Source organism: Loktanella sp. D2R18 (assembly GCF_003318235.1).
GTDB lineage: Bacteria > Pseudomonadota > Alphaproteobacteria > Rhodobacterales > Rhodobacteraceae > Yoonia.
Genome location: NZ_QOCG01000017.1, coordinates 1 through 5,213 on the forward strand (window position 1 = coordinate 1; position 5,213 = coordinate 5,213).

The 5,213-nt window shown below is 53.8% G+C and carries 4 protein-coding genes; all 4 read left to right on the forward strand.

What is annotated here, in order from left to right:
- The first annotated feature begins 74 nt into the window (after window positions 1–74).
- Window positions 75–1,970: a biosynthetic arginine decarboxylase gene (gene speA / locus DS901_RS10240; RefSeq protein WP_113776853.1), complete on the forward strand. Its 1,896-nt coding sequence runs from the start codon at window positions 75–77 to the stop codon at window positions 1,968–1,970.
- A gap of 20 nt (window positions 1,971–1,990) precedes the next feature.
- Entirely contained in the window at window positions 1,991–3,196 is a 1,206-nt protein-coding gene (locus tag DS901_RS10245) for a saccharopine dehydrogenase family protein (RefSeq protein WP_113776854.1), read from the forward strand.
- A gap of 2 nt (window positions 3,197–3,198) precedes the next feature.
- On the forward strand, window positions 3,199–4,371 hold the full coding sequence (locus tag DS901_RS10250; RefSeq protein ID WP_113776855.1) for a carboxynorspermidine decarboxylase: 1,173 nt from the start codon (window positions 3,199–3,201) through the stop codon (window positions 4,369–4,371).
- The coding region (gene speB, locus DS901_RS10255) for an agmatinase (RefSeq protein ID WP_113776856.1) at window positions 4,368–5,213 on the forward strand (846 nt) is incomplete at its 3' end. The genes DS901_RS10250 and speB, both read left to right, overlap by 4 nt.

Below are 5,213 nucleotides of genomic sequence, written 5' to 3' on the forward strand. Positions count from 1 at the left end.
GTTGGCGGATTTATCATTTCACATTTGGGGCCGCTCAACGTAACGCAGCTTTGTTGTAGACATGTGGAATTTTTATGAAAAACGATGCACAAGTAGTTTCCGATATTTACGGCTTTTCGCTTTGGTCGGATGGGCTGGTCGATGTCACGGACAGTGGTGATCTGGCCCTGTGTAACCCAAATGATGACACGCCGCCTGTATCGCTCCCGCAGGTTATGGATGCGCTTGCCCAGCGGGGTATTTCTGCACCGATTCAACTGCGTGTACAGCCGTTTTTAGATCGTTCGCTTGCACGACTACATGATGCGTTTGCGAAAGCATTCCAAGAGGCCAAATACCGTGGCGTCTACCGCGGTGTGTTCCCCGTTAAGGTCAATCAACAGTCCGATGTCGTTGAACGACTTACCGAAGCAGGGCGATCCTATCATTTTGGTCTAGAGGTCGGCTCAAAGCCAGAACTGCTTATCGCGCTTGCGCAATCTCTATCTCCCGAGGCCTTGTTGATTTGTAACGGCGCCAAAGATGCCGCATTCATCCATTTGGCCATCCTGTCCCAAAAGCTGGGCTTCAACACGGTTATCGTGCTCGAAAGCTTATACGAATTCGAAACGGTGCACCGCATTGCCGCCGAACTGGACGTGCGGCCAACGTTGGGCGTGCGCATCAAACTCACCGAAACAGTGACGGGTAAATGGCAGGCATCATCTGGCGACCGATCGGTGTTCGGGCTTAGCGCGCTGGACGTGGTCAAACTGACAACCCGCTTAGAAGAGACCGGCTTGATGGATTGTTTGGTGCTGCAACACACCCATTTAGGGTCACAGGTTCCGAACATTTTAGACGTGCGCCGCGCCGCGACCGAAGCCTGTCGGTTTTACGTTGAATTGTCCCGCATGGGCGCGCCCCTGCAATACCTTGATTTAGGGGGCGGATTGGGTGTTGATTACACAGGTGAACGCCGCCCAGACGAGAATTCGGTCAATTATACGGTTGATGAATATTGCGCCAATCTGGTAGAAACCGTTGGCTATGCAACGGAAGAGGCTGGCATTGAACACCCAACTATTGTCACCGAAAGCGGCAGGTTCGTCGTCGCACAATCAGCCATCTTCGTTTTCGATATTTTGGGTGCGACACTGTACGACAACTTGGAGAAAATCGAAATCCAAGATGGCGACCACCATCTGCTGAGCGATCTATTGGCCGTTGAAGGGTATATCGACGGGCCGCGCCTGCAAGAAGCACTAAATGACGCGATCTATTACCGCGATGAAATCCGCGCTTTGTTCCGACGCGGTCAGATCGACCTGCAACTCTTGGCGCGGGCTGAACAAGCATTCCTCTATCTTTTGTCGCGCTTTAAAGTCGCCACAAAAAGCGACGCATATGCTGGGCAAATTGATGAACAGTTGACGGGTTTTGTCGATTATTATCACGGTAATTTTTCGCTATTCCAATCGCTGCCAGATGTCTGGGCGATCGACCAATTGCACCCAATCATGCCCTTGCAACGCCTGAACGAGGAACCCACGCGGAGTGCGATTTTGACGGATATTACCTGTGATAGTGACGGTAAAATTGATCAATTTGTGCTGGCTGATGGAACCGCCGGCGCACTGCCAGTGCACGAATTGCGCGGCGGCGAGGATTACTACATCGGTGTCTTTTTTGTGGGCGCCTATCAAGAAACGCTGGGCGACTTGCACAACCTGTTTGGGGATCCGAACGTTGTGACCATTTCGCTAGATGGCGCAGGCGGGTTTGATATCGAACACGAAACCGAAGGTGACACCATTGCGCAGGTCTTGTCCTATGTTGAATACGACCCTCAAGATTGCCTCGCGACCTTCCGAAAAACCGTTGAAAAGGCGGTAAAAGCGGGCAAAGTGAACGCGTCAGAGCGCCGCACGATGATTGCGGCCTATAAAAATAGCCTTGCCGGTTCGACCTACTTCGGCACCGAAAATTAAAGATAACAAAGGATCAAAACATGGAAAAAGTTCTGGTTGTGGGCGCGGGTGGTGTTGGTGCCGTCGCGGTTGTCAAAATGGCGATGCACCCCGAGATATTTAAAGACATCACACTGGCCAGCCGTACGGTATCAAAGTGTGACGACATCGCTGCAAACGTCAAAACCCGCACGGGTGTGACGATTAAAACAGCCGCGCTTGATGCGATGGATGTGGCGGCCACTGTTGCGTTGATCAAAGAAACTGGTGCAGAGTTGGTCGTGAACCTCGCGTTACCTTACCAAGATTTGGCCTTAATGGATGCGTGCCTTGAAGCTGGCGTGCACTATTTGGACACGGCCAATTATGAACCCGAAGATGAAGCCAAGTTCGAATACCATTGGCAATGGGCCTATCAAGACCGATTTGAAAAAGCGGGTCTAACAGCTGTGCTAGGGTCTGGTTTTGATCCGGGCGTGACCTCTATCTTTGCGACATGGATCCGCAAGCACAAGCTGGACGGCATTCGTCTGATTGATGTTTTGGATTGCAACGGTGGCGACAATGGCAAGGCGTTTGCGACCAACTTCAACCCAGAGATCAACATCCGCGAAGTCACCGCCGTGGCCCGTCACTGGGAAAACGGCGATTGGGTCGAAACGCCCGCAATGACACACAAGGTCGCGTTCGACTTCCCCGCCGTGGGCGAAAAGAACATGTATCTGATGTATCATGAAGAACTAGAAAGCATGAAAACGCATTTCCCCGAAGTGGAACGCGCCCGGTTCTGGATGACCTTTGGTGATGCCTATATCAACCACGTCACTGTGTTGCAGAACGTTGGCATGACCGGGATCGCGCCAGTGATGCATGATGGCCAAGAGATCATTCCGCTACAGTTTCTTAAAACCTTATTACCCGATCCAAGCGATCTGGGAGAACTGACCAAAGGCAAAACCTGCATCGGGGATATCATCACAGGCCCATCCGGCGACGGCGAAAAAACCTATTACATCTACAACATCTGCGATCACGAAGAATGCTTTGCCGAGGTCGGCAGCCAAGCCGTGGCCTATACCACCGGCGTCCCTGCGATGATCGGTGCTGCGATGATGATGAAAGGTATTTGGCTGGAACCGGGCGTGTGGAATACCGAACAGCTGGACCCGGACGCCTTTATGGACATGCTTAATACCGATGGTCTGCCTTGGCAGGTTGTTGAACTTGACGGGCATCCGGAGTTCTAAAGATGGATATCGCCGCCCTGTCGCGTGATAGCTTTGCGCGATTTGACCTCAACCGGGTGCCATCGCCTTGCTTTGTCGTGGATGAGGCGGCGATTGAGCGGAACCTGTCCATTCTGGCTGATGTGGCTGATCAATCGGGCGCAAATATCCTGCTGGCACTGAAAGCGTTTTCTATGTTCGCGCTCACGCCTTTGGTGGATAAATACCTGTCGGGCACCTGTGCGTCTGGACTTTACGAGGCCCGGTTGGGGCGCCAGAAATTTGCAGGCACGGTCACCACCTATTGCGCTGGATTCAAAGCGCAGGATCTGGATGAGATTATTCGGCTGTCTGATCATCTGATCTTTAATACACCCAGCCAACACCAGCGTTTTGCAGGACAGGTTCAGGCGGCCCGTGACGCGGGCGCAACCATTAGCCTTGGTCTGCGGATCAACCCAGAACATTCCGAAGGGTGGAACCCCAAATATGATCCGGCCGCGCAATGTTCACGGCTTGGCACGCCGATTTCCAAGGTTTGCGCGGCAGACCTAAAAGGCGTCGACGGGCTGCACATGCACACGCTGTGCGAACAAGGCTTTGCACCGCTGCAGCGGACATGGGACGCAGTCGAAGATCAGCTTGGCCCTTGGCTAAAGGAGATGAAATGGCTGAACCTAGGCGGCGGGCACCACATCACACAACCTGATTATGACCGGGCGGGCTTGATTGCTTTGGTCAAGCATATCAAGCAAACCTATGACATTGATGTTTATCTTGAACCCGGCGAGGCCTGCGCGCTGCACGCTGGGATTCTTGTGGGTGAAGTGCTGGATGTCACCGAAAATGACATGCCTTTGGCCATTGTTGATATTTCGGCCACTTGTCACATGCCCGACGTAATCGAAGCACCCTACCGGCCCGATTTACTGGGCGAGGTCACAGATGGCGTCACCTATCGCCTTGGCGGGCCGTCATGTTTGGCGGGCGACGTCATCGGCGACTATACCCCTGCGCGCCCGTTGGCCCCTGGTGACCGGATCGCGTTTCTGGATCAGGCGCATTATTCTATGGTCAAAACCAACACGTTCAACGGCGTGCCTTTGCCTGCAATTGCGCTTTGGAATTCGGACACGGATGACCTGCGCATGATCCGTGAATTTACCTATGATGATTTTGTGGAGCGGCTGTCATGACGTACTTTTTGGAAGGTGAACTATCCGCGTCTGAACGCGACCCACAGATCGCCAAATTCCGGGTGATCCCCGTGCCGTTAGAACGCACTGTATCCTATGGGGCAGGGACCGCAGACGGACCTGAAGCGATATTGGAGGCCAGCGTCGAATTGGAACGCCTGTTTCGCAACGCAGAACCTTGCAGCCACGGGATCGTCACAGAAGCAGCGGTTGATTGCGACGGCCCACTGCCCGAGGTGATGGAACGGATCGCAACCCGTACAGAAAATGCCGTGAAAGCGGGTGCTGTTCCTGTCACTTTAGGAGGCGAGCACGCGCTTTCTTATGGTGCCGTGCGCGGTGTTATCCGGGGCTTAGGCCGGGATGTCGGGATTGTGCAAATCGACGCGCATGCTGACCTAAGGCGCGCCTACCAAGGCGAACGCCACTCGCATGCCTCCGTCATGCAATTGCTGGCCGAAGAAGACGGCATCCGCATCGCGCAATTTGGCGTGCGAGCATTATGCGCCGAGGAAGTAGCGCGCCGCGCATCTTGCGGCGTTTTCTACCGCGACGCCGAAGAGCTCGTGACGCAAAGCATCCAAGCCGTCGATCTCCCCGATGACTTCCCCCAAGATATCTATGTCAGTTTTGATGTGGATGGCCTTGATCCGTCAATCTTGCCCGCAACAGGCACCCCAGTGCCCGGCGGGCTTGGCTATTACCAAGCCTTGAACCTTATACGCCACGCCCTAAAAGGTCGCCGGTTGGTCGGCTGCGACGTCGTCGAACTCGCGCCAAACAAACACAGCACCGTCTCAAACTTTACAACAGCCCAAATCACATATGCCATCATGGAAATG

Coding starts and splice junctions, on each gene's coding strand:
- speA (WP_113776853.1), top strand. CDS start 75: ATGAAAAACGATGCACAAGTAGTTTCCGATATTTACGGCTTTTCGCTT.
- DS901_RS10250 (WP_113776855.1), top strand. CDS start 3,199: ATGGATATCGCCGCCCTGTCGCGTGATAGCTTTGCGCGATTTGACCTC.
- DS901_RS10245 (WP_113776854.1), top strand. CDS start 1,991: ATGGAAAAAGTTCTGGTTGTGGGCGCGGGTGGTGTTGGTGCCGTCGCG.